The sequence below is a fragment of the Streptomyces sp. NRRL WC-3742 genome, from assembly GCF_000720635.1.
GTDB lineage: Bacteria > Actinomycetota > Actinomycetes > Streptomycetales > Streptomycetaceae > Kitasatospora.
Window position 1 is genome coordinate 10,592 of record NZ_JOCF01000038.1, and the last position, 20,693, is coordinate 31,284.

At 72.6% G+C, this 20,693-nt stretch carries 19 protein-coding genes; 11 read left to right on the forward strand and 8 right to left on the reverse strand.

Translation table 11 applies throughout. From position 1 onward, the window contains the following. Positions 1–67: 67 nt before the first annotated feature. From mpaB to IH61_RS0121630, 6 genes are all read left to right on the forward strand, one after another. Complete coding sequence (gene mpaB, locus IH61_RS43085; RefSeq protein ID WP_051837632.1) at positions 68–1,087, forward strand: daptide biosynthesis RiPP recognition protein; 1,020 nt, start codon at positions 68–70, stop codon at positions 1,085–1,087. Next, positions 1,084–1,959 (forward strand): daptide-type RiPP biosynthesis methyltransferase, encoded by an 876-nt coding sequence (gene mpaM, locus IH61_RS49620; RefSeq protein WP_051837635.1) that lies wholly within the window; start codon positions 1,084–1,086, stop codon positions 1,957–1,959. Before mpaB ends, mpaM begins: the two co-directional genes overlap by 4 nt. Next, positions 1,959–3,239, forward strand: a complete 1,281-nt coding sequence (gene mpaD, locus IH61_RS0121615) for a daptide-type RiPP biosynthesis aminotransferase (RefSeq protein WP_078911291.1) — start codon at positions 1,959–1,961, stop codon at positions 3,237–3,239. Before mpaM ends, mpaD begins: the two co-directional genes overlap by 1 nt. After that, positions 3,236–4,477 (forward strand): iron-containing alcohol dehydrogenase, encoded by a 1,242-nt coding sequence (locus IH61_RS0121620; protein ID WP_051837637.1) that lies wholly within the window; start codon positions 3,236–3,238, stop codon positions 4,475–4,477. Before mpaD ends, IH61_RS0121620 begins: the two co-directional genes overlap by 4 nt. After that, positions 4,474–5,751 carry a YcaO-like family protein gene (locus IH61_RS0121625; protein WP_031072263.1) on the forward strand — a complete coding sequence of 426 codons (1,278 nt, stop codon included), beginning with the start codon at positions 4,474–4,476 and terminating at the stop codon, positions 5,749–5,751. Before IH61_RS0121620 ends, IH61_RS0121625 begins: the two co-directional genes overlap by 4 nt. Before the next feature lie 65 nt (positions 5,752–5,816). Then, positions 5,817–6,071, forward strand: a complete 255-nt coding sequence (locus IH61_RS0121630) for a hypothetical protein (RefSeq protein WP_031072264.1) — start codon at positions 5,817–5,819, stop codon at positions 6,069–6,071. 50 nt (positions 6,072–6,121) lie between these two features. Here IH61_RS0121630 and IH61_RS0121635 read toward each other — a convergent pair whose 3' ends face one another. From IH61_RS0121635 to IH61_RS0121645, 3 genes are all read right to left on the reverse strand, one after another. Continuing rightward, on the reverse strand, positions 6,122–7,078 hold the full coding sequence (locus IH61_RS0121635) for a LuxR C-terminal-related transcriptional regulator (RefSeq protein ID WP_158845154.1): 957 nt from the start codon (positions 7,076–7,078) through the stop codon (positions 6,122–6,124). Positions 7,079–7,332: 254 nt separating this feature from the next. Further along, positions 7,333–8,301 carry a pirin family protein gene (locus IH61_RS0121640; RefSeq protein ID WP_031072266.1) on the reverse strand — a complete coding sequence of 323 codons (969 nt, stop codon included), beginning with the start codon at positions 8,299–8,301 and terminating at the stop codon, positions 7,333–7,335. Between the two features lie 125 nt (positions 8,302–8,426). Further along, positions 8,427–8,930, reverse strand: coding sequence for an SseB family protein (locus IH61_RS0121645; RefSeq protein ID WP_031072267.1), 504 nt, complete (start codon positions 8,928–8,930; stop codon positions 8,427–8,429). A 214-nt stretch (positions 8,931–9,144) separates the two neighbouring features. On the opposite strand from IH61_RS0121645, the gene IH61_RS0121650 reads away from it, so the two are divergent. Both IH61_RS0121650 and IH61_RS0121655 read left to right on the forward strand, forming a co-directional pair. Continuing rightward, positions 9,145–10,974: an acyl-CoA dehydrogenase gene (locus tag IH61_RS0121650; protein ID WP_031072268.1), complete on the forward strand. Its 1,830-nt coding sequence runs from the start codon at positions 9,145–9,147 to the stop codon at positions 10,972–10,974. A 285-nt stretch (positions 10,975–11,259) separates the two neighbouring features. Further along, entirely contained in the window at positions 11,260–12,567 is a 1,308-nt protein-coding gene (locus tag IH61_RS0121655; protein WP_031072269.1) for a M18 family aminopeptidase, read from the forward strand. 96 nt (positions 12,568–12,663) lie between these two features. Here the strand turns inward: IH61_RS0121655 and IH61_RS0121660 are convergent, their stop codons facing one another. The 3 genes from IH61_RS0121660 to IH61_RS0121670 form a co-directional block, all read right to left on the reverse strand. Next, complete coding sequence (locus IH61_RS0121660; protein ID WP_031072271.1) at positions 12,664–14,478, reverse strand: NHL domain-containing thioredoxin family protein; 1,815 nt, start codon at positions 14,476–14,478, stop codon at positions 12,664–12,666. Positions 14,479–14,530: 52 nt separating this feature from the next. Then, the gene (locus tag IH61_RS0121665; protein WP_031072273.1) at positions 14,531–15,649 is read right to left on the reverse strand and encodes an acyltransferase family protein; all 1,119 of its coding nucleotides are present in this window, start codon (positions 15,647–15,649) and stop codon (positions 14,531–14,533) included. A gap of 139 nt (positions 15,650–15,788) precedes the next feature. Further along, positions 15,789–16,316, reverse strand: a complete 528-nt coding sequence (locus tag IH61_RS0121670) for a GNAT family N-acetyltransferase (protein WP_031072275.1) — start codon at positions 16,314–16,316, stop codon at positions 15,789–15,791. A 102-nt stretch (positions 16,317–16,418) separates the two neighbouring features. On the opposite strand from IH61_RS0121670, the gene IH61_RS0121675 reads away from it, so the two are divergent. The 3 genes from IH61_RS0121675 to IH61_RS0121685 all read left to right on the forward strand — a co-directional run bounded on the left by IH61_RS0121675 (position 16,419) and on the right by IH61_RS0121685 (position 18,631). Then, on the forward strand, positions 16,419–16,907 hold the full coding sequence (locus IH61_RS0121675; RefSeq protein WP_031072277.1) for an LURP-one-related/scramblase family protein: 489 nt from the start codon (positions 16,419–16,421) through the stop codon (positions 16,905–16,907). A gap of 119 nt (positions 16,908–17,026) precedes the next feature. After that, on the forward strand, positions 17,027–17,596 hold the full coding sequence (locus IH61_RS0121680) for a GNAT family N-acetyltransferase (RefSeq protein WP_078911292.1): 570 nt from the start codon (positions 17,027–17,029) through the stop codon (positions 17,594–17,596). 132 nt (positions 17,597–17,728) lie between these two features. After that, complete coding sequence (locus IH61_RS0121685) at positions 17,729–18,631, forward strand: class I SAM-dependent methyltransferase (RefSeq protein ID WP_051837641.1); 903 nt, start codon at positions 17,729–17,731, stop codon at positions 18,629–18,631. Here the strand turns inward: IH61_RS0121685 and IH61_RS0121690 are convergent. Continuing rightward, entirely contained in the window at positions 18,628–19,287 is a 660-nt protein-coding gene (locus IH61_RS0121690; protein WP_031072283.1) for a LuxR C-terminal-related transcriptional regulator, read from the reverse strand. The two genes, IH61_RS0121685 and IH61_RS0121690, sit on opposite strands and share 4 nt — an antisense overlap. After that, positions 19,251–20,594, reverse strand: coding sequence for a sensor histidine kinase (locus IH61_RS0121695; RefSeq protein WP_031072285.1), 1,344 nt, complete (start codon positions 20,592–20,594; stop codon positions 19,251–19,253). The genes IH61_RS0121690 and IH61_RS0121695 overlap by 37 nt, the downstream gene beginning before the upstream one ends. Positions 20,595–20,693: the final 99 nt, after the last annotated feature.

Genomic DNA, 20,693 nt, shown 5'->3' on the forward strand with positions numbered 1-20,693 from the left:
AGCCCGACGCACCGAACCACCGCGGCACCGCCGCCCCACGACGTACCTGGAACCACTGGAGACTCCCATGACCATGCTCGACGCCGGGCCGACCCCGGAGCTCATGTCCGAAGCCGCCCTGCGGCTGCAGCGCTGGGTCTCCGGCTGCTACCCGGGGCCGCGCGACACCGCGCTGGAGATCGTCGCCGAGCCCGGCGCCGACCTGGGCCCCCTGCTCGGCTCGGGTCTCGTCACCGAGGACACCTGGATCTTCGCCGACCGGGACACCGCCGCCGGCCTCGCCGACGCCACCCCGGCGACCGTGATCCCCACCGACGGCAGCTTCCGGTACAGCGGTGACGAGATCGTCCTGGCCGACGAGATCTACATCCAGGTCTTCGACTACTCCTCGATCGGCTTCCTCACCGTGGCCGGCCCGACCGTCGTGCGGATCACCGGTGACGAGGACCTCGCCGCCTTCCTCGCCGACGCCGACCGGGCCGTCGCCGAGGGCGTCTTCCCCGAGCAGCTGGCCCACCCGTCGGTCCAGCTGGCCGACCTGACCGCGCTGGCGGCATCCGAGGTGCTCGGCGGCGTGTCCCGGCTGCACCTGGACGTGGACGGCACCCTGCGGACCGGGCCGGGCGCCCCGGCCGGGGCCGAGGCGCCGGAGGCCGTGGCGGCGCTGGACGGCGTCCTCACCCCGGGCCTGCTCGCCGAGGCCCACGCCGAGCGTCCCTGGCTGGCCCGCTACGTCCGGGCGCTGGACGCCGTCCGGCGGCTGAACAGCCGACGCCCGGGCAGCGTCCAGGTCTCCGGCTTCGGCGTCCGGTTCTGCGACGGGCTGCCCGCCGGCCCGGTCGAGGACGTGGACGCGCCGCTGGCGGTCGCCGTCGACGGCCGGCCGCACCTGCTGCTCGGGGCCGAGCTGAGGATGTTCCGGGTGAACCGCGAGGCCGCGGTCGTCTTCGACGCGTACAACGCGGTGGCCCCGGAGGAGGCGGAGCAGCTCGCCGCGCAGGCGCTCGGTCTCCTGCCCGAGGCGGTCCGGCAGCTGCACACCGCGGTGACCGAGCGGCTGGGCCTCCCGACGGGCGGTGCCGCGTGACCACCGCCCTCGCACCGACCCCCGCACCCGCTGTCGACGAGCCCGGCACCGACGCACTCGCCGACCTGCCCGGCACCGCCCGCCGACTGGCGGCCGAACTCGGCCCCGACCTGATCGTCGCCGACATGTACAGCGACCACGGCGGCCCGGTCTACCACGCGCTCTCCGCCGCCGACACGGTCGAGATCCCCGACCTGCTCGCCGCCTTCCGCGGCCTGCGCGGCCCGCTGCTCGAACTCGCCTGCGGCTCCGGCAGGTTGACGATCCCGCTGCTCGCCGCCGGACACCGGGTGACCGGCATCGACAACTCCCGTTCGCTGCTCGACGTGCTGAGTGGCCGACTGCTGGCCCCGCAGGGCGCCCGGCTGGCCGAGCGGCTGACCGTGGTCGAGGCCGACATGCGCGACCTCGCCCTGGGCAAGGTCTTCGCCGGCGCCCTGCTGGGCACCACCACCGTCGGCCTGCTCGACCCGGCCCTGCGGCCCGAGGTCTTCCGCTCGGTCCGCCGCCACCTGGCCCCCGGCGCGCCGTTCGTCCTCACGGTCCACCTCCCCGAGGAGTCCGGCGCCGGTACCCGGGCCCTGGGCGCCGAGCCCGCGGAGACCGTCCGCACGTCCGAACTCGGCGACGCGCAGTGCACGGTGATCTCCCACCTGGTCGCCGACCGCTCCCGCCGCTACGTCACCGTGCTGAGGACGGCCGCCGGCCGGCCGCCGGTCCTGCTGACCTCCGTGGTCCACCTCCCCACCGCCGACGAACTGGCCGCGGAACTCGCCGACGCCGGCTTCGAGGCCGAAACCACCCGTCCCGTCCGGGCCGCCGCCACCGAGGACGGCTCCGTCCACTCCCTGATCATCGCGAGGAGCATCTGATGGCCGACCGCGCGGACCGCCCGTACCCGCTGTGGGAGATGCTCGTCCCGCCGAGCCAGTTCGACCGCCCCGACCGGCAGTTGGCCAGTGCCGCGGGCAGCCGCCTGCGGTTCGCCGACGGCCACGAGGTGATGGACGCGACCAGCGGCCTGTGGAACGTCAACCTCGGCTACGGCAACGCGGCCATCGCCGCCGCCATCGGCGAGGCCCTCACCGAGGCTTCGTACCTGAGCCTGTTCCGCTTCGGCCACCGCTACGCCGTCGACGCCGCCGCCCGCCTGGTGGCCGCGGCCGGCGCCGACACCTACCGCCGGGTGCTCTACTCGACCTCGGGCGGCTCCGGCAACGACCTGGTCATGAAGCTCGCCCGCCAGTACGCCGTGCTGAACGGCGACACCCGGCGCACCCTGGTGGTCGGCTTCAAGGGCAGCTACCACGGCCTGACGTACGGGGCGTTCGCGGTGAGCGGCGAGGACCTCGGGCAGCAGATGTACGGCGTCGACGTCCGGCAGGTCCGGCACGTCAGCCCCGAGCGTCCGGACGAGCTGGTCCGCCTGATGGAGCGCGAGGGCCACCGGGTCGCCGCCGTCGTGTGCGAGCCGGTCCTCGGCTCCGGGACCCACGTGGTGGCTCCGGAGATGATCGAGGCGCTGCTCAAGCTCCGCGCGGAGTACGGCTTCCTGCTCGTCGCCGACGAGGTCGCCACCGGCTTCGGCCGGACCGGCCCGCTGTTCGCCTCCGGCCTCTGGGCGGACGCGCCGGACCTGCTGCTGACCTCCAAGGGCCTGACCAACGGCACCTGCGCGGCCTCGGCCGTCCTGGTCTCCCACCGGGTGGCGGCCGCCTTCGAGGAGAAGGACGCGATCCTGGTGCACGGCGAGACCCAGGCCGGCTCGCCCAGCACCTGTGCGGCGATCTCGGCGACCCTGGACGAGTTCACCCGGCTGGACGCCCTCGCCGCGGGCGCCCGTACGGCGGACAGGCTCGACACGATCCTCCGCACGCTACTCGACACCCTGCCCGGCGCCGCCGGCGTCACCGGCACGGGCTGCTTCCGCTCGCTCCGGCTGACCGACGCCGACGGCCTCCCGCTGGACGCGGCACAGATCCAGCGGACCATCTCGCTGATCCGCCTGGAGGGCGCGCTGGTCTACCCGGGCCCCGGCTGCATCCAGCTGATCCCGCCGCTGACCAGCAGCGACGCGGACCTGGACGACCTCGAGCGTGCCCTGCGCACCGGGCTGGCGACCGCCGCGCGAGAGGTCGGGAACCACCGGTGAACACCGCGACCCTGCCCCCCATGGCGATGTGGCAGCGCCGCACCCGCCTGCACCTGGGGGCGGAGTCGGGCGTCCGGACGCTGGCCCAGGGCCCGTCGGCGGACACCGTCCTGATGACCGACCGCGACCTGCCCGAGGCCGTGACCGGCCCGCTGGCCGAGGCCGCCCGGGTGGCCTCGGGCGGCCGGCTGCGGACGGTCACGCTCGACCCGCGGGCCCTCACCCTGGACGCGGTCGAGGAACTCGCCGACACCGTCAGGGGATCGACCCGGCTGGTCGCCGTCGGCGGCGGCAGCGTCCTGGACGCCGCGGCCCTGGCCCGGCTGCTGAGCACCGACGGCCAGGCCGCCCGCCGCATCCGGCACGGCGGCCCCCGCCCCGGCCTGGTCGCCCTGGCCGGCGCCCCCGCCGCCACGGCCCCGCACGAGGGCGGCCCGGAGCTGGTGGCCGTGCCGACCACGGTCGGGACCGCCGCCGAGGTCAGCTCCGCGGCGACCGTCCTGGTCGACGGCGCCCGCAAGCTCGTCATGGCCGAACCGCTGGCCGCCGACCTCGCGGTCCTCGACCCGCAGGCCACCGCGACCCTGCCCACCGGGCTGCTGCTGGAGGGCGTCCTGGAGGCGCTGTGCCGGCTGCTGAACACCTACCTCCCCGAACCGGGCCCGCACGTCCCGCGGGCGGGCGACGCCGAGGCGTGCTCGCTGCTCGTCCGGCTCGCCGGAGCCGGCCACGAGGCCGCCCCCGGACAGGGCCTCGCGCCCGCCGCCGCGCCGCCGGAACTGCGCACCGAACTCGCCCTGCTCAGCGCGCAGACGGTGCTCGGCTGGTCGATGCTGGGCCGCGACCCGTTCGTCGGCAAGGTCTGGTACCTGGCCAACGAGCTGTCCCTCGCGACCGGCGCCCGCAAGATGTCCGCCACCGTCCTCGTGCTGCCCGCCGTCTGGGCCCGCGTCCTGGCCGGGGACACCCGTCTCGGCGACGCCGGCCGGCTGCGGACCGCCTGGCAGGCCGTCCGTACGGGCATCCCGGACCTGCCGGAGGACCCGCCGGCCGGAATCGCCGAACTGGCCCGGCGCTGGGGCGTCCCGGCCTGCCGGACGGACGGTCAGGACCCGGCCGTGCTGGCCGCCCGCGCCGCCCGGGTCTGGGGAGCGGGTCTGCCGATGCTCGGGGCCTTCCGCACCGCCGAACTGACCGAGCTCTACACCGACGTCCTGGAAGGGGCCCCCGCAGCATGATCGACTTCACCCTGACCCTGGCCCCGGAGGCCGGCCTCGCGCGGGCCAGCGAGCTGCGGCCGCCGCGCGGTTCCGAGGAGCCGCTCTGGCAGGGCCTGGTGGAACTCGCCTGGCAGCAGGACGAGTCCTCCTCGGCCGAGCGGACCATCTCCCCCGAGGTGGTCGGCGCGTGCGGGGTGGCCCGCAGCGACGTGGTGGTCCGGGCCGCCGGCGAGGCCGTCGAGCGGTTCGCGCTGCGCCCCTCGCCCGCCGACCGGGAGGTCTGGAGCGCGGCCGCGGACGCCGAGCACCTCGACTTCGCCGCACCTCCGATCGCCCTCGGCAGTGCCGACGCCACGGTCCTCGGCCGCTGTCCTGCCCGCCGCCTCGCCGACGACACGGAGGTCCTGGTGCCGGCCGGCCTGGTCGACTACCCGGTGGCCGGCCCGGAGGCGGCCGGCTTCGACCCGTCCCCGTCCGGCGCGGCTTCCGGCGACGGCCTCGACATGGCGCTGCGCTCCGCCCTGCTGGAGGTGATCGAGCGGGACGCGGTGATGGTCGCCTGGGCCCGGCGCCTCGCCCTGCCCCGGGTGGACCTCGACGCGAGCCTGCGCGACGCCCCGGCCACCCCCGCCTGGCGCCGGCTGCGGACCGCCCTGGACCTGGCCCGTGACAGCGGGGTGGAGCCGGTGCTCGCCCGGATTCCGACCGGTGTGCCGGGCGTGGTCTGCGCGGTGGGGATCGTGCTGGACAGCTGCGACGGCCGTCCGCTCGCGGCCGTGGGGTGCAACGCCTCCACCGACTGGGGCCGGACGCTGGCCGGGGCGCTCCAGGAGGCGCTCCAGATCCGGACCGTCCTGCGGCTCACCCGCCGGGCCCCGCAGGACGGGCCCACCCCGTCCGTCGTCACCGAGGACGTCGAACGCGCCCGCTACTTCGCCGACGCGCCCGGCGCCGACGCGGCCGCGCTGTGGTGCGCGGGCTTCGGCGACCCGCAGCCCGTCGGTCCCGAGCCCTCCGGCGAGCCCGTCACGGTCGCACACCTGGTGAGCGCTCTGCGGGAGCAGGGGGCGGACCCGCTCGCCGTCGACCTCTCGCACCGGCTGCCCGCCGCCCTGCGCCGGATGGGCTGGGCGGCGGTCAAGGTCGTCCCGGTCGGCCTCCAGCCGCTGCGGATGGACGAGCGCACGCAGTTCGGCTGGAACCACCCCCGACTGGACTCGGCGGAACAGCGCACCGGCATCAGCGCCCTGAACAATGGTGAACCCCTGTGGGCCCCGCATCCGCTGATCTAGAGTGTGCAGCTGCTCGACCCCGCCTTTCCCCCCGGCCGGTGACATTCCCTTAGGAGCAAGCGGTCATGGCGACCCTGACAATTCGTGTCCTCGCCGACCAGGCGTCGGACGCAGCGTTCTCGCCCCCCGAGACGGCTTCTATCCGCCTGGTCGCGCTGCTGCCCGCCCAGTGGCGGTGCACACCGGTGATGGCGGGCGGCGGGTTCACCCTCGAGATCGAGACACCGGACGGGGAGCCGCCGACGGCGGACACGCAGGCGATCGACCGTGCCTTCGCGGAAGCCGGGCTGAGCGGGTGGTACCTGGCGGAGGTCTCCTGATCCCCGTCCTTGATCCCCGCCCTTGAACCCTGCGCCGGAGCCCCCCCGGCTCAGATCCACCCACGTTCCCGGGCGGCGAGCGCGCCCTGGACCCGACTGGTGGCGCCCAGGCGGCGCATCAGTTCCGCGACGTGGCCGCGGTAGGTACGCACGGAGATGTTCAGCTCCCGTGCGCCGACCTCGTCCTTGTCGACCTTCACCATGATCCGCAGCACCCGCTGCTCGATCTCGCTCAGCCGCTCCTCGTCCAGGCTGGTCGCGCCCTCCCAGAACCGTTCGAACAGCGCGAGCAGGCTCGACAGCATGCCGGCCTGGTGCACCACCAGCGCGCCCTTCGAGCTGTCCTGCGGGTCGATCGGGACGAGGGCCGTCCGCCGGTCGAAGATCAGCATGCGTTCCAGCGGACCGTCCGCGGCGCGTATCCGCACCCCCTGGGAGGTGAGTTCCCGCAGGTAGTCCGCAGTGAGTCGGTCGTCCAGGGCGTTGGCGTGGACGACCGTGCGCATCTCGACGCCGCGTCGCAGGCAGCGCAGGTCCACCTCCCGGGTCGCCTCGATCGCCGCCGGGGACAGCACGCCCTTCGCCTGGACGGAGAGCAGCTCGTGGTGGGTGAAGAAGGTCAACTCGTCGATGCGCGCGCGGACGTCGTCGAGCCCCTCGATCCGCTCCACACCCGCGGGCACCGCGTTGCGCACGCCGTCCTGCTGGTCCTTGAGCAGCACGTTCGCCACGTGGCGGGAGGAGATCACCTCCCGCAGCTCGTCCTGGAGCTCGGCCAGCCGCTGCTCCACGAGCCGCTCGACCACCACCGCCGCATCGGTGGCGCTGAGCCGCTGCTGCCGGTCGAGCTTGATCATTCCCCGCTCCTGCAGCCGGTCGACGACCGGCCGCAGGGCGTCCGGGTCCAGCGCGCAGCTCAGGGCGAGGGCCTCCAGCCCGAGGCCCGGGGCGCAGAGAACCGCCCGGTAGATCCGTTCCTCATCCGGCGACACCGCCAGATGCGTCAAAACGCCGTGCTCCATAACGCCCCCGAGGTATAACAAAGCAGAGGGCCTCGTCCCAGGCCCCCCTGTTCTCGCCAGTCGATCGTATTCCACTGGGTGGACATTCAAGATCGCTGTCGCGGGGTAATTTCCGGAGCGTCGATAAATGATGACGCATCAGTAATATCTCATCGGAAATAGCGGGGAGCGCCCCGCCGTTTTCCCGGCTTCCGCCGTTCTTCCGGCGAGGTGCTCCCCGCTCCGGGGTGGGCCCGGCGTCAGCTCGGCAGGTGCGCGTTCGCCGGTATGGTGCCGAGGCGGCCGGCCTGGAAGTCGTCCATGGCCTGCTGGAGTTCGTGGTGGCTGTTCATCACGAACGGGCCGTACCAGGCGACGGGTTCGCGGATCGGCAGGCCACCGAGGAGGACGACCTCGAAGGTGGAACTGCGCGAGTCCTGCTTGTCGTCGGCGCGGATGGTGAGGGAGTCCCCGTCGCCGAAGACCACGGCCTGGCCCATGTGGAAGGGGCGGCGCTCCTCGCCCGCCGAGCCGCTGCCGGCCAGGCCGTAGGCGAGGGCGTTGAAGTCCCGGCGCCAGGGCAGGGTGACGGAGGCGCCGGGGTTCACGGACACGTGGGCCATGACGATCGGGGTGTGGGTGGTGCCCGGGCCCTGGTGGCCGTCGATCTCGCCCGCGATGACGCGGATGAGCGCGCCGCCGTCCTCGGAGCTGAGCAGCTTGACGCTGCCGCCGCGGATGTCCTGGTACTTCGGGGCGATCATCTTGTCCGAGGCGGGCAGGTTCACCCACAGCTGGAGGCCGTGGAAGAGGCCGCCGGACATCACCAGCGACTCCGGCGGGGTCTCGATGTGCAGCAGGCCCGAGCCGGCGGTCATCCACTGGGTGTCGCCGTCGGTGATGGTGCCGCCGCCGCCGTGCGAGTCCTGGTGGATGAACGTTCCGTCGATGATGTAGGTGACCGTCTCGAAGCCGCGGTGCGGGTGCCAGGGGGTCCCCTTCGGCTCACCGGCCTCGTAGTCCACCTCGCCCATCTGGTCCATCATGATGAACGGGTCGAGGTACTTGGTGTTGATCTTGGCGAAGGCGCGGCGGACGGGGAATCCCTCGCCCTCGAAGCCCTCGGGGGCGGTGGCCACCGTCAGCGCCGGGCGGGCGGTCGAAGCGGCGGCGTCCGGGGTGGTCACGCGCGGCAGGGTCAGCGGGTTCTCGACGGTCACGGCGGGCATGTCGGCCTCCTTCGGGGGGTCCTCTCGGCCTTCGTCCACGAGGTTAGTTCAATACTCAACAACAAGCAAGTTGAAAGTTGAACCAAATAGTGACGAGGGAGCCATGGGCTCCTCCCCAGGATGGGTCAGCCGTACATCCGGCGCATGGTGAAGTCGACCATCTGTTCCACCGCCTTGGCGTCGAACACCATCCGGTGCTCGCCCTCCATGTCCAGGGCGAAGCCGTAGCCGGTCGGCAGCAGGTCCAGGACCTCGGCGCCCGTGACGGTGAAGTGCTTGGACTCCTTGCCGGCGTAGCGGCGCAGCTCCTTGAGCGAGCTGAACATCGGGATCACCGGCGTGGGGGTGTTGTGCAGCGCCAGGAAGCCGGGGCGCTCGCCGCGCGGGCAGTGGACCTTGGAGGTGATGAAGATCGCCTGGAAGTCCTCGACCGCCATCGAGCCCGTCGTGAAGGCCCGGACCGCGTCCGCGAGTGAGGGCGGCGAGGGCTCGGGGTAGAGGGACTGCTGGGGGGCCTGTCCCTGTGCGCCGTAGGCGTCCGGTCCGGGCATGCCGCCCATGCCCGGCTGCGGACCCGCCTGCTGCTGGTAGGGGTCGCCCGGGTATGCGTTCTGGTCATATCCGTACACACGGACAGGCTAGCGGGAGCGCACCCGCCTGTGCGGGCGTCGATCCTGACAAGGAGTGGTCGTCCCGCCTTGTGGGACGTGACCACGTTCATATCGGATTTGCCGTCAGGGGCTTGCCCAAGTTACCGCCGGGTAGCATCATGATGCCTACTGGTGGGTACGGGACGCCCGAACGCGGCGGTCTCCCGGAAGCGACGAACCGGAGAAAACGGCCATGGGTCACTACAAGTCCAACCTGCGGGACGTGGAGTTCAACCTCTTCGAGGTGTTCGGCCGCGAGCAGGTCTACGGCACCGGACCGTTCGCGGACATGGACGTCGAGACCGCGAAGGAGATCCTGAGCGAGATCGCGCGCCTTTCCGAGAACGACCTCGCCGCGTCCTTCGCCGACACCGACCGCAACCCGCCGGTCTTCGACCCGGAGACCAACACCGCCCCGATCCCGGCCTCGTTCAAGAAGAGCTACCAGACCTACATGGACGCCGAGTGGTGGCGCCTGGGCATCCCGGAGTCCATCGGCGGCCAGGTCACCCCGAGCTCCCTGATCTGGGCCTTCGCCGAGCAGATCCTGGGCTCCAACCCCGCCATCTGGATGTACTCCTCCGGCCCGGCCTTCGCCGGCGTCATCGCCGAGGAGGGCACCGAGGCGCAGCTCGAGGTCGCCAAGCGGATGACCGACCGCCTGTGGGGCTCCACCATGGTCCTCACCGAGCCCGACGCGGGCTCCGACGTGGGCGCCGGCCGCACCAAGGCGATCCAGCAGGAGGACGGCTCCTGGCACATCGAGGGTGTGAAGCGCTTCATCACCTCGGGCGAGCACGACATGTCCGAGAACATCATCCACATGGTGCTGGCCCGCCCCGAGGGCGGTAAGCCGGGCACCAAGGGCCTGGGCCTGTTCATCGTCCCCAAGTTCGACTTCGACTGGGAGACCGGCGAGCTCGGCGAGCGCAACGGCGTCTACGCCACCAACGTCGAGCACAAGATGGGCCTCAAGGCGTCCAACACCTGCGAGATGACCTTCGGCGCCAAGCACCCGGCCAAGGGCTGGCTGCTCGGCGACAAGGTCGACGGCATCCGCCAGATGTTCAAGATCATCGAGTTCGCCCGCATGATGGTCGGCACGAAGGCCATCGCCACCCTCTCCACCGGCTACCTGAACGCGCTGGAGTACGCCAAGGAGCGCGTGCAGGGCGCCGACATCTCGCAGTTCCTGGACAAGACCGCCCCGCGCGTCACCATCACCCACCACCCCGACGTGCGCCGCTCGCTGCTGACGCAGAAGGCTTACGCCGAGGGCATGCGCGCGCTGGTCCTGTTCACCGCGTCCACCCAGGACGACATGATGATCGCCAAGCTGCGCGGCGAGCGCGACGAGGCCGCCGAGCGCCTCAACGACCTGCTCCTGCCGATCGTCAAGGGCTACGGCTCCGAGAAGTCGTACGAGCAGCTCGCCCAGTCGCTGCAGACCTTCGGCGGCTCCGGGTACCTGCAGGAGTACCCGATCGAGCAGTACATCCGCGACGCCAAGATCGACACCCTCTACGAGGGCACCACGGCGATCCAGGGCCAGGACTTCTTCTTCCGCAAGATCGTCAAGGACGGCGGCCAGGCGCTGACCGCCCTGTCCGAGCAGATCCAGAAGTTCCTGGGCTCCGCCGAGGGCGGCGACGCCCTGGCCGCCGAGCGCGACCTGCTGGCCAAGGCCGCGGGCGACCTGGAGGCCATCGTCGGCAAGCTGCTGGCGGACCTGACCTCGGTCGAGCAGGACGTCAAGAACATGTACAAGGTGGGCCTCAACACCACCCGCCTGCTGATGGTCTCCGGCGACGTCGTCATCGGCTGGCTGCTGCTGCGCCAGGCCGCGGTGGCCCTGGCCAAGCTGGAGGCCGGCGCCTCGGAGAAGGACGTGCCGTTCTACCAGGGCAAGGTCGCGGCGGCCCGCTTCTTCGCCAAGAACATCCTCCCGACCGTCGCCCCCCAGCGGGTGATCGCCGAGGGCATCGACAACGAGATCATGGACCTGGCGGAGGAGGCTTTCTAAGCCCTCCCCTTTCTGGACTGCCTGACGAAACCCTCACACCGAAGGGCCCGGCTGCCACCGGGCCCTTCGGTGTTTTCAGCTACGCCGCGGTGCCTTCGGCGCCGGGCCGCGGAATCGGTCACTCAGGGTGATGAACGAAGAGGGGGTGTTCCGACGTGGTCGGCATTGTGTCCGTGTTCTGCATCCTCTGGGATGTTCCGAATGTCCTGTCCGTGTACGGGCATATGCTCAAGGTGCCATGCCGACTTCCCAACCGGCCCCGGCTCCCCTCGACCCAGGAGCAGCATGTCGACCGCCGCCCACCAGGCTTTCTTCGACCGCACGCACAGTGACGACCTGATCGCGTTCCTCGGGACCTCCCCGTCCCCGTACCACGCGGTCGCGAGCGCCGCCGAGCGGCTGGAGAAGGCTGGCTTCCGGCAGGTCGCCGAGACGGACGCCTGGGACGACGCCCCCGGGGGGCGCTACCTGATCCGCGGGGGCGCGCTGATGGCCTGGTACCTCCCGGAGGGCGTGGGGCCGGAGACGCCGTTCCGCGTGGTCGGCACCCACACCGACTCGCCCAACCTGCGCGTCAAGCCGGTGCCGGACACCGGCTCGGCCGGCTGGCGGCAGGTCGCCGTGGAGATCTACGGCGGCGTCCCGCTGAACACCTGGCTCGACCGCGACCTCGGCCTCTCCGGAAGACTCGTCCTGAAGGACGGTACGGCGCGGCTCGTCCAGCTGGACGAGCCGCTGCTGCGCGTGCCGCAGCTCGCCATCCACCTGGACCGCTCGGTCAACGACGGGATGAAGCTGGACCGCCAGCGCCACCTCACCCCGATCTGGGGCCTCGGCCCGGTCGACGAGGGCTCGCTGATCTCCTACGTCGCCGAGCGGGCCGGTCTGGCCGCCGAGGACGTGGCCGGCTGGGACCTCATGACGCACGACGTGCAGCCCGCCTCCTACCTCGGCCGTGACCGCGAACTGCTGGCCGCCCCGCGCCTGGACAACCTGCTGTCCGTCCACGCCGCCACCGCCGCGCTCGCCGCCGTCGCCTCCGGGCCCGACGCCGCCGACCTGCCGTACGTCCCGGTGCTCGCCGCCTTCGACCACGAGGAGACCGGCAGCGAGTCCGACACCGGCGCGCAGAGCCCGCTGCTCGGCAACGTCCTCGACCGGACGATCCACGCGCGCGGCGGGAACGCCGAGGACCGCGCCCGGGCGCTGGCCGGCACGGTCTGCCTCTCCTCGGACATGGGCCACGCCGTGCACCCCAACTACGTCGAGCGGCACGAGCCGGGCCACCACCCGGTGCCCAACGGCGGGCCGATCCTCAAGGTCAACGTCAACAACCGCTACGCCACGGACGGCGTCGGCCGGGCGGTGTTCGCGGCGGCCTGCGAGAAGGCGGGCGTGCCGTGGCAGTCCTTCGTCTCCAACAACGCCGTGGCCTGCGGGACGACGATCGGCCCGATCACGGCGGCCCGCCTGGGCATCAGGACGGTGGACTGCGGCATCGCGGCGCTGTCCATGCACTCGGCGCGGGAGCTGTGCGGGGCGGAGGACCCGTACCTGCTGGCGAGCGCGATCAAGGCGTTCCTGGAGGGCTGAGGTGACGCGGAAGGGGCCCGGCGGCAGCTGCCACCGGGCCCCTCCTCCGTTGTCCTGCTCCGGACCGGCTGTTCCGTCCCGGCTACTCCACCTCGGCTATTCCATACCGGCGAGGACCAGCGGCAGCCGCCGGGCGCCGTCGGCGACGAGCTTCACCGGCACGCCCCAGTCCTGCTGGTGCACGTGGCAGGCCGGGTACTCGATCTCCGGGTCGTCGTCGCAGGAGGCGGCCATCGCGGAGACGTGCAGCACGCCCTCGGCGACCTCCCCGGAGAGCACCAGCTCGCGGGAGAGCGCGGAGTCCGCGCCCGCGCCGGAGACCAGCAGCTCGGGCGGGGTGGAGCTGACCAGCAGGCGGGTGGACGGGCCGTAGCGCTCGTCCAGCTTCTGGCCGCTGGGCGCCTCGAAGACCACGTCCAGTCGGAAGGCACCCGGCGCGACCTCGGTGGCCGCACGCTGGGTGCGGTGCGCCACCGACTCGACGCGGACGGCCTCCTCGGGCAGCCGCAGCCTGGTCAGCCGGTGCCGGGCCGACTCGACCACCACGAGGTCCCCGTCCACCAGGACGGCGCCGGAGGGCTCGCGCAGGTCGGTGGCCAGGGTGCTGACCTCGCCGGAGGCGGGGTCGAAGCGGCGCAGCGCGTGGTTGTAGGTGTCGGCGACGGCCACCGAGCCGTCCGGTAGGACGGTGACGCCCAGCGGGTGCTGGAACAGCGCCTGCTCGGCGGCGCCGTCGCGGTGGCCGAAGTCGAACAGGCCCGTGCCGACGGCGGTGTGGACGGCCTTCGTCTCGCGTGCGACGAACCGCAGCGCCGAGGTCTCGGAGTCCGCGACCCAGAGCCGCTCGCCGTCCGCCGAGACCGCCAGGCCCGACGGCTGGGCGAACCAGGCTTCGCCCACGGGCCCGTCCACCAGGCCCTCGTTGGTGGTGCCGGCCGCGACGCGGACCGTCCCGGTGGCCGGGTCGTAGGCCCACAGCTGGTGCACGCCCGCCATGGCGATCCAGACCTCGCCGTCGAACCAGGCGACGTCCCAGGGGGAGGAGAGGTCCACCCCCAGGGCCGGGCCCTCGGTGGCGGAGCCCTGCCACCACTGGCGGCCGGTGCCGGCCAGGGTGGTCACGCTGCCGTCGGCCAGGCGGACGCCGCGCAGGGCGTGGTTGACGGTGTCCGCCACCACCACGTCGTACGGGTGGCCCTGCGGCAGCAGCGCCAGGCCCTGCGGCTCGCTGAACCGGGGGTCGGTGCCGTCGACCAGCCCGCGCTGCCCGTCGCCGATGCGGCGCACCACCGTCTCGCCGTCCTCGGCCAGCTCCACCAGGCTGTGGTGGCCCGAGTCCGCGACCAGGAAGTTCCCGCTCGGCAGGCGCACCGCCTTGCCGGGGAACTTGAGGTCGCCGGCGGTCGGCTCCGGCGGCACGTACGGGCCGTCGCCCCGGCGCAGCGTGCCCTTCGCGGCGTGCTCCGCCTCCAGCTCCTCCACCAGCCGCTCGATCGCGTGGGCGTGACCCTCACCGGCGTGCTGGGCCACCACGTAGCCCTCGGGGTCGATCACCACCAGCGTCGGCCAGGCCCGGACGGCGTACTGCTTCCAGGTGGCCAGCGCCGGGTCGTCCAGCACGGGGTGGTGCACCTCGTAGCGCGCGACGGCGTCCACCACGGCCTGGTGGTCGGCCTCGTGGACGAACTTCGGCGAGTGCACCCCGACGATCACCACGGTGTCGCGGTGCTTCTCCTCCAGCTCGCGCAGCTCGTCCAGGACGTGCAGGCAGTTGATGCAGCAGAAGGTCCAGAAGTCCAGGACGGTGATCTTGCCCCGGAAGTCGGCGAGGGTCAGTTCCTTGCCGCCGGTGTTCAGCCAGCCGCCTGCGCCGACGAGTTCGGGGGCGCGTACACGTGCACGAGAGGTCATGCCCCAATCCAACCCCATGCCCGGATTGCGCATTCCGGCGGCCGGAGCCGCCTCAGCGGCCGACCGGCTCGGGGACGGCCCCGGAGGAGGTGGACGGCTCGCTCGCGGGGGCCGGGACGGGGGCGGGGCGCTTGGGGACGTACCGCTTGATCACGGTGCGGCCGAGGTTGATCATGGGCTGCTCGAGGCGCTTGTACAGGTAGTCGGCCACGAGCAGGCTGACCAGGACGACGGCCGTCCCGTGGCGCAGGTTGCCCGCGCTCGCCCAGGGGGTCAGTACGGCGGCCAGCCCGGCGGCGATGGCCTGGAACAGGTACAGGCCGTAGGAGCGCTCGCCGATGTAGACCAGCGGCCGCAGCGAGAGCAGCCAGCGGCCCGGCCCGGGGGCCAGCAGGGAGGGCATGACCAGGGCCAGGGCGAGCGCGTAGACGAAGATCGCGTGCTCCTGGTCGCCCAGGCGCACCGTGAGGCCGGGGATGTGCATGTGCAGGAAGACGAAGGCGATCGCCGCCGCGACCCCGGCCACCGGGTGGGTGAGCGGCCGCATCAGGGCGTAGCCGCGCGGGGAGTGCAGCACCAGCGCCAGCAGGGCGCCGATCAGCAGGACCGAGTAGTGGATGCCGGGCCAGGCGTCCGAGTAGGGGACCAGCACGAGGGCGATGGCGGCGATGCCCAGCGGGATGCGCAGCTTGGTGGAGATCGCGCTGACACCGATCAGGACGATCGGCCAGACCATGTAGAACTTCCACTCGATGCCGATGGTCCACGAGTGCAGGAACGGTTCGTTGCCCTGCAGGTGGTACTCGTTCATGAACAGCAGGAAGTGGGGCAGGTGCTTCGTCAGCGCGTCCCAGGCGCCGCTCTGGTAGGCGGCCACGGCGGAGACGAAGAGCGCCAGGTAGTAGAGCGGCCAGATCCGGAAGATCCGGCGGAGGTAGAACGCGCGCAGGGATATTCGCCCGGTGCGGTCCCGCTCGCGCAGCATCAGGGTGGTGATCAGGAAGCCCGAGACCACGAAAAAGATGTGTACGCCGATCCAGCCCGACAGCCCGTCGGCCCAGGGCCTCGCGTAGTGGAAGAAGACGACCATGACGGCCGCCAGGGCCCGGAGGCCGTCCAGCGCGTCGAACCGCCGTAGGGCGAGGAACTCGGCATGGGTCATGGTGCGCATGAGTGGGCTCTCTCCGGGCGGTCCAGGTAGACAGCGCCCGGATCGTACGGAAACCGTGTGGGCGCGCAGCGGCCGACATTATCGCCGACCGCCGTCGGGCATTTCCAGTCGCACCCCGGTGCTGGGTGGTCAGTCTCGGTCAGAAGGTGGCCTGCCAGCGGGTTTCGCCGTCCACGGTGTGCGGGGTCGGGTGCAGGCCCAGGGTGCGGGCGACGGCGGCGGAGGCGTGGTGGTCGGGGTGGATGTGGGCGACGGCGGTGGTGACGCCTCCGGCGGTGAGGTGGGCGAGGAGGGTACGGGCGGCCTCGGTGGCCAGGCCCCGGCCCTGCCAGGCGGTGCCGACCACCCAGGCGAGTTCGGCGGCCCCGGGTCGGAGGGTGGCCTGGACGTAGCCGACGAGTTCGCCGGACCCGCGCAGCCGCAGGGCCCAGTTGCCCCAGGCTTCGGCCGGGTCGGGGGAGCCGGAGGCGAGCCGGGCGTAGCGGGCGCGCAGCTCGTCGGCGGTGGCGGGGGCGCCGCCGGTGAAGGCGTGCAGGGCCGGGTCGTCGAGGGCGGCGGCCATCGCGTCGGCGTGCTCGGGGCCGATCGGGGGTAGGTCGAGGCGGGCGCTGTGCAGGGTGGCGGTGAGGTCGGGTCGCATGGGGGGCACGGAGGGCATGGAGGTCATGGAGGTATCGAACCGTAGCGGCGGTGGTGCTTCCCCGGGAGTGGGGGCATCGGGTCGAATGGGACCCGACGCCTGCACGGACCTACACGGAGGAGACCCACGGTGCGGTACCTGGTCAGGGAGAAGCTGTTCGCGGTCGGCGACGACTACTGGATCGAGGACGACCACGGGCACAAGTCGTACCTGGTCGACGGCAAGGTGCTGAGGCTGCGGCACACCTTCGAGCTGAAGGACGCGCACGGGAACGTGGTCGCGGTGGTGAAGGAGAAGATGCTCACCGTCCGCGACGCGATGAAGATCGAGGACGCGAACGGCGACGTCGTGGCGACCGTCCGGGAGAAGCTGTTCACGCCGTTCCGTGACAAGTACCTGGTGGAGCTGGCCCACGGCGGCGAGCTGAAGATCCACGGCAACCTGATCGACAAGGACTACCGGATCGAGAACCACCACGGCGACGAGCTGGCGCGGATCTCCCGCAAGTGGTTCCGCATCCGTGACACGTACGGGGTGGAGATCGCCGACGGCGCGGACACCGGGCTGCTGCTGGCCGTCGCGGCCTGCGTGGACCACCTGGCGCACGAGGAGGACTGATCCCGGCACTTTCGGGTGTGATCGCCCGAAGTGGCACAAGTGTCAGTCTCGTGCGAGTAGTTGACGGAATGTCCGGCCGAACCGCTGCGCCGCGGTGGCTCGGCCGGTAACGTACCGGCATGGCTGACCTTGAAGAACGCGCCAACGTCGTCGCGTCCGACCTTCGGCGGTCCGAGGAGGTGGCGTCCGTACGCAGGCGCCGCCCCGGGGACCTCGCCGACTGCGTCCGGGTGCTCGGCGACGTCCACGCCGCCGACCGCTACCCCGCCGACTGGCCCGACCACCCCGCATCCTGGCTCACCCCGGACGGCCTACTGGCCGCCTGGGTCGCCGAGGCGGACGGCCGGATCGTCGGCCACATCGGCCTGAGCCGCAGCTGCCCGGGCGACGCCGCCCCGGCCCTGTGGAGCCACCGCACGGGCGGGCGCCCGGAGTTGACCGCCGTGATCGCCCGCTTCTACGTCGCCCCCACGGCCCGCGGCCACCACCTGGGCGCACGACTCCTCACCCACGCCGTGGCCCACGCCCGGGCACTCGGCCTCCACCCCGTCCTCGACGTGCTGCCCACCGACACCGCCGCCGTCGCCCTCTACCGTCACCAGGGCTGGACCCTCCTCGGCGCCACCGCCCAGCACTGGCCCTCCGGCCGCACCGTCGACGTCCACTCCTTCGCCGCCCCGAGGGCGTAGGCCGTGTCTTTCGGCCGGAACCCTCGGAGGTTTGCCGGGACGGCAACAAAGCTTGCCGCAGCGGGCAGGTGGTCCCAGCCTGGCGGTGGAGGTGAGCGCCACCTGCCGCCGCATTCCTCGGAAGGGAATCCCATGCACAAGGACCAGCACCAAGACCAGCACCAGGACCAGGACCAGCACCGGCACGCGGGCCACCACCACGGCGTCCCCGCCGCCGACATGGACTGGGACGCGCTCGCCGCCCACCTGGAGCGGGAGGCCGAACTGCGCGGCGGCGCCGTCGACGAGGCGGCCCGGTGGCTCGCGGGCCTGCACGACGGAGCGGTGCGCCGCGTCCTGGACGTCGGCAGCGGCCCCGGCGTCATCGCCGCGATGCTCGCCGAGGTCTTCACCGGGGCTGAGGTCGTCGCCGTGGACCGGTCCGCCGCGCTGCTGGAGCGCGCCGGGGCCCGCTCGGGCGGCCGGCTCTCCGTCCAGCAGGCGGACCTGCCCGCCGAGTTCGGCAAGCTCGGCGAGGCCGACCTGATCTGGTCCGGCAACGCGATCCACCACCTCGGCGACCAGCAGGCCGCGCTCGCCTCCCTCGCCGGGGTGCTGAGCCCCGGCGGGCTGCTCGCCGTCGCCGAGAGCGGCCTGCCGCCGCGCTACCTTCCGCGCCACTTCGGCCTCGGCCGGCCCGGCTTCCAGGCCCGGATGGACGCGGTGCAGGAGGACGGCTTCGCCGCGATGCGCGCCGAACTGCCCGGCGCCGTCGAGGAGGTGGAGGACTGGGCGGCGATGCTGGAGCGCGCCGGGCTGACCCCGAGCGGCACCCGCACCTTCCTGGTCGAGCACCGGGCCCCGCTCGCCCGGCCGGTGCGCGAGTACCTGCACACCCAGCTCGACCGCCGCCGCGAGCAGCTCGCCGAGCACCTCGACCCCGAGGACCGCGCCACCCTGGACGCCCTCCTCGCCGACGCCCCCACCGGCGTCCTGCACCGCCCCGACGCCTTCTACCTCTCGGCGATGACGGTCCACACCGCCCGCAAGTCCTAACCGGCGGAGGGCGCGACGTCGAGGAAGGCGAGGACCGCCAGCACCCGCCGGTGGTCCTCCTCGGAGGGCGGCAGGTCGAGCTTGAGGAAGATGTTGGCGGTGTGCTTCTTCACCGCCCGCTCGGTGATCACCATCCGTTCGGCGATCGCCCCGTTGGAGCGGCCCTCCGCCATCAGCTCCAGCACCTCGCGCTCACGCGGCGTCAACCGGGCCAGCGGCTTGGTGCGTTCGGTGTTGCTGACCAGCGTGGCGATGACCTGCGGGTCCAGCGCCGTGCCGCCGGCGGCCACCCGCCGGACGGTCGCCACGAACTCGTCGGGGTCGAAGACCCGGTCCTTCAGCAGGTACCCGATCGCCCCGCTGCCGTCCGCGAGCAACTCCTTGGCGTAGAGCTGCTCGACGTACTGGGAGAGCACGAGCACCGGCAGGCCGGGTATTTGCCGGCGCGCCTCCAGAGCCGCCTGAAGGCCCTCGTCGGTGAACGTCGGGGGCAGTCGCACGTCGACGACGGCCACGTCCGGGCGTTCGGTGAGGAGGGCCTGCAGGAGGTCGGGTCCGGTGTCCACCGCGGCCACGACCTCGAAGTCGTACGCCTGCAGCATCCGGACCAGACCGTCCCTCAGGAGGAAGAGGTCCTCGGCGAGTACAACTCGCACGGCAGCTCCATCGTCAGAGTCGTGGGGCCGCCGAGCGGGCTGCGGACGGCCAAGATCCCGTCGAAGGTAGCAAGTCGCCGTTCCAGGCCCCGCAGGCCGCTGCCGCGCGAGGGGTCGGCGCCCCCGGTGCCGTCGTCGGTGACCTGGGCCCGCAGCTTGCCGTCCTCGTACCAGAGTTGGACGTCGACGCGGTCGGCGCCGGAGTGCTTGGCCGCGTTGGTGAGGGCCTCGGAGACGGCGAAGTAGATCGCGGACTCGACGGGTGCCTCGGGCCGGCCGGGCAGGTCGGCGGTGACGGCGACGTCGAGCGGGCTGTCCAGGCCCAGGGCCCGTACGGCGTCGGCGAGTCCGCGGTCGGCGAGGACCGGCGGGTGGATGCCGCGCACCAGGTCGCGCAGTTCGCCGAGCGCGGCCGCGGAAGCCTGGCGGGTCTCGGCGAGCAGTTCCTTCGCGGCCTTCGGGTCCCGCTCGAGGAGCCGCTCGGCGACGCCGATGTTCATCCCCATGGCGACGAGCCGGGCCTGCGCGCCGTCGTGCAGGTCCCGTTCGATGCGGCGCAGTTCGGCGGCCTGGGTGGTCAGCGCGTCGCGCCTGGTCTCGGTGAGGTGGGCGACCTTGCGCTCGGCGGCCAGGGCCTCGGCGCGGGCCGTCGGGCCGAGCAGGGTCCTGGCGAAGAGGCCGTGGCCGCGCAGCACGGCGGGGGCCATGGCCAGGCCGGCGGCGATCAGCGGCAGGCCGTGCACGGTGCAGAGCAGGGCCCTGCTGTCGTCGGTCACCTTCACCCACAGGTACCAGTCGTTGCCGCCGTTGTTGACGATCGGCTCCCAGACCCAGGGCATGGCCAGGCCGAACAGGCCGTAGACGATGAACGAGAGGGGGAGGATCGCCAGGGTGAAGCCGATCACCGAGTCGGCGAGCAGCCAGGCGATGTCCCGCCAGGTGGCCGGGTCGCCGAGGACGCTCTGGCAGCGCTGCCACAGGCTCCGGAGGCCCGGCTCGGCCTCGGGCATCGGCAGGTACGGCTCGGGGATCTCGACGCCGGACCAGTTGGCGGCCAACTCCCGCCGCAGCGAGGTGACTCGGCGCACCGCCAGGAAGGTCGGCAGCACGAGCAGCAGGCCGACGCCCAGGCCCACCAGCGAGGCGGTGAGGGAGACGGCCGTCAGCACCACCATCTGCGGCACGATGAACGCGGCCAGCGCGGTGCTGAGTGCCGTGGCCCGCAGGGCCCGCCCGATCCGGGCGATCAGGCCCGATCCTCCGCCCCGCGTCCTGCTCCCGATCCCACCGCTGATGTCGCTCGCCATGGTGCCCGACCCCCCTGGTTCCTGCTGATCGCCTGCTGACAGGCTCAAGACTGCCGCGTCCCCCCGCGGAGAACACTGGGCCCAGGACCCCTGTCAGGG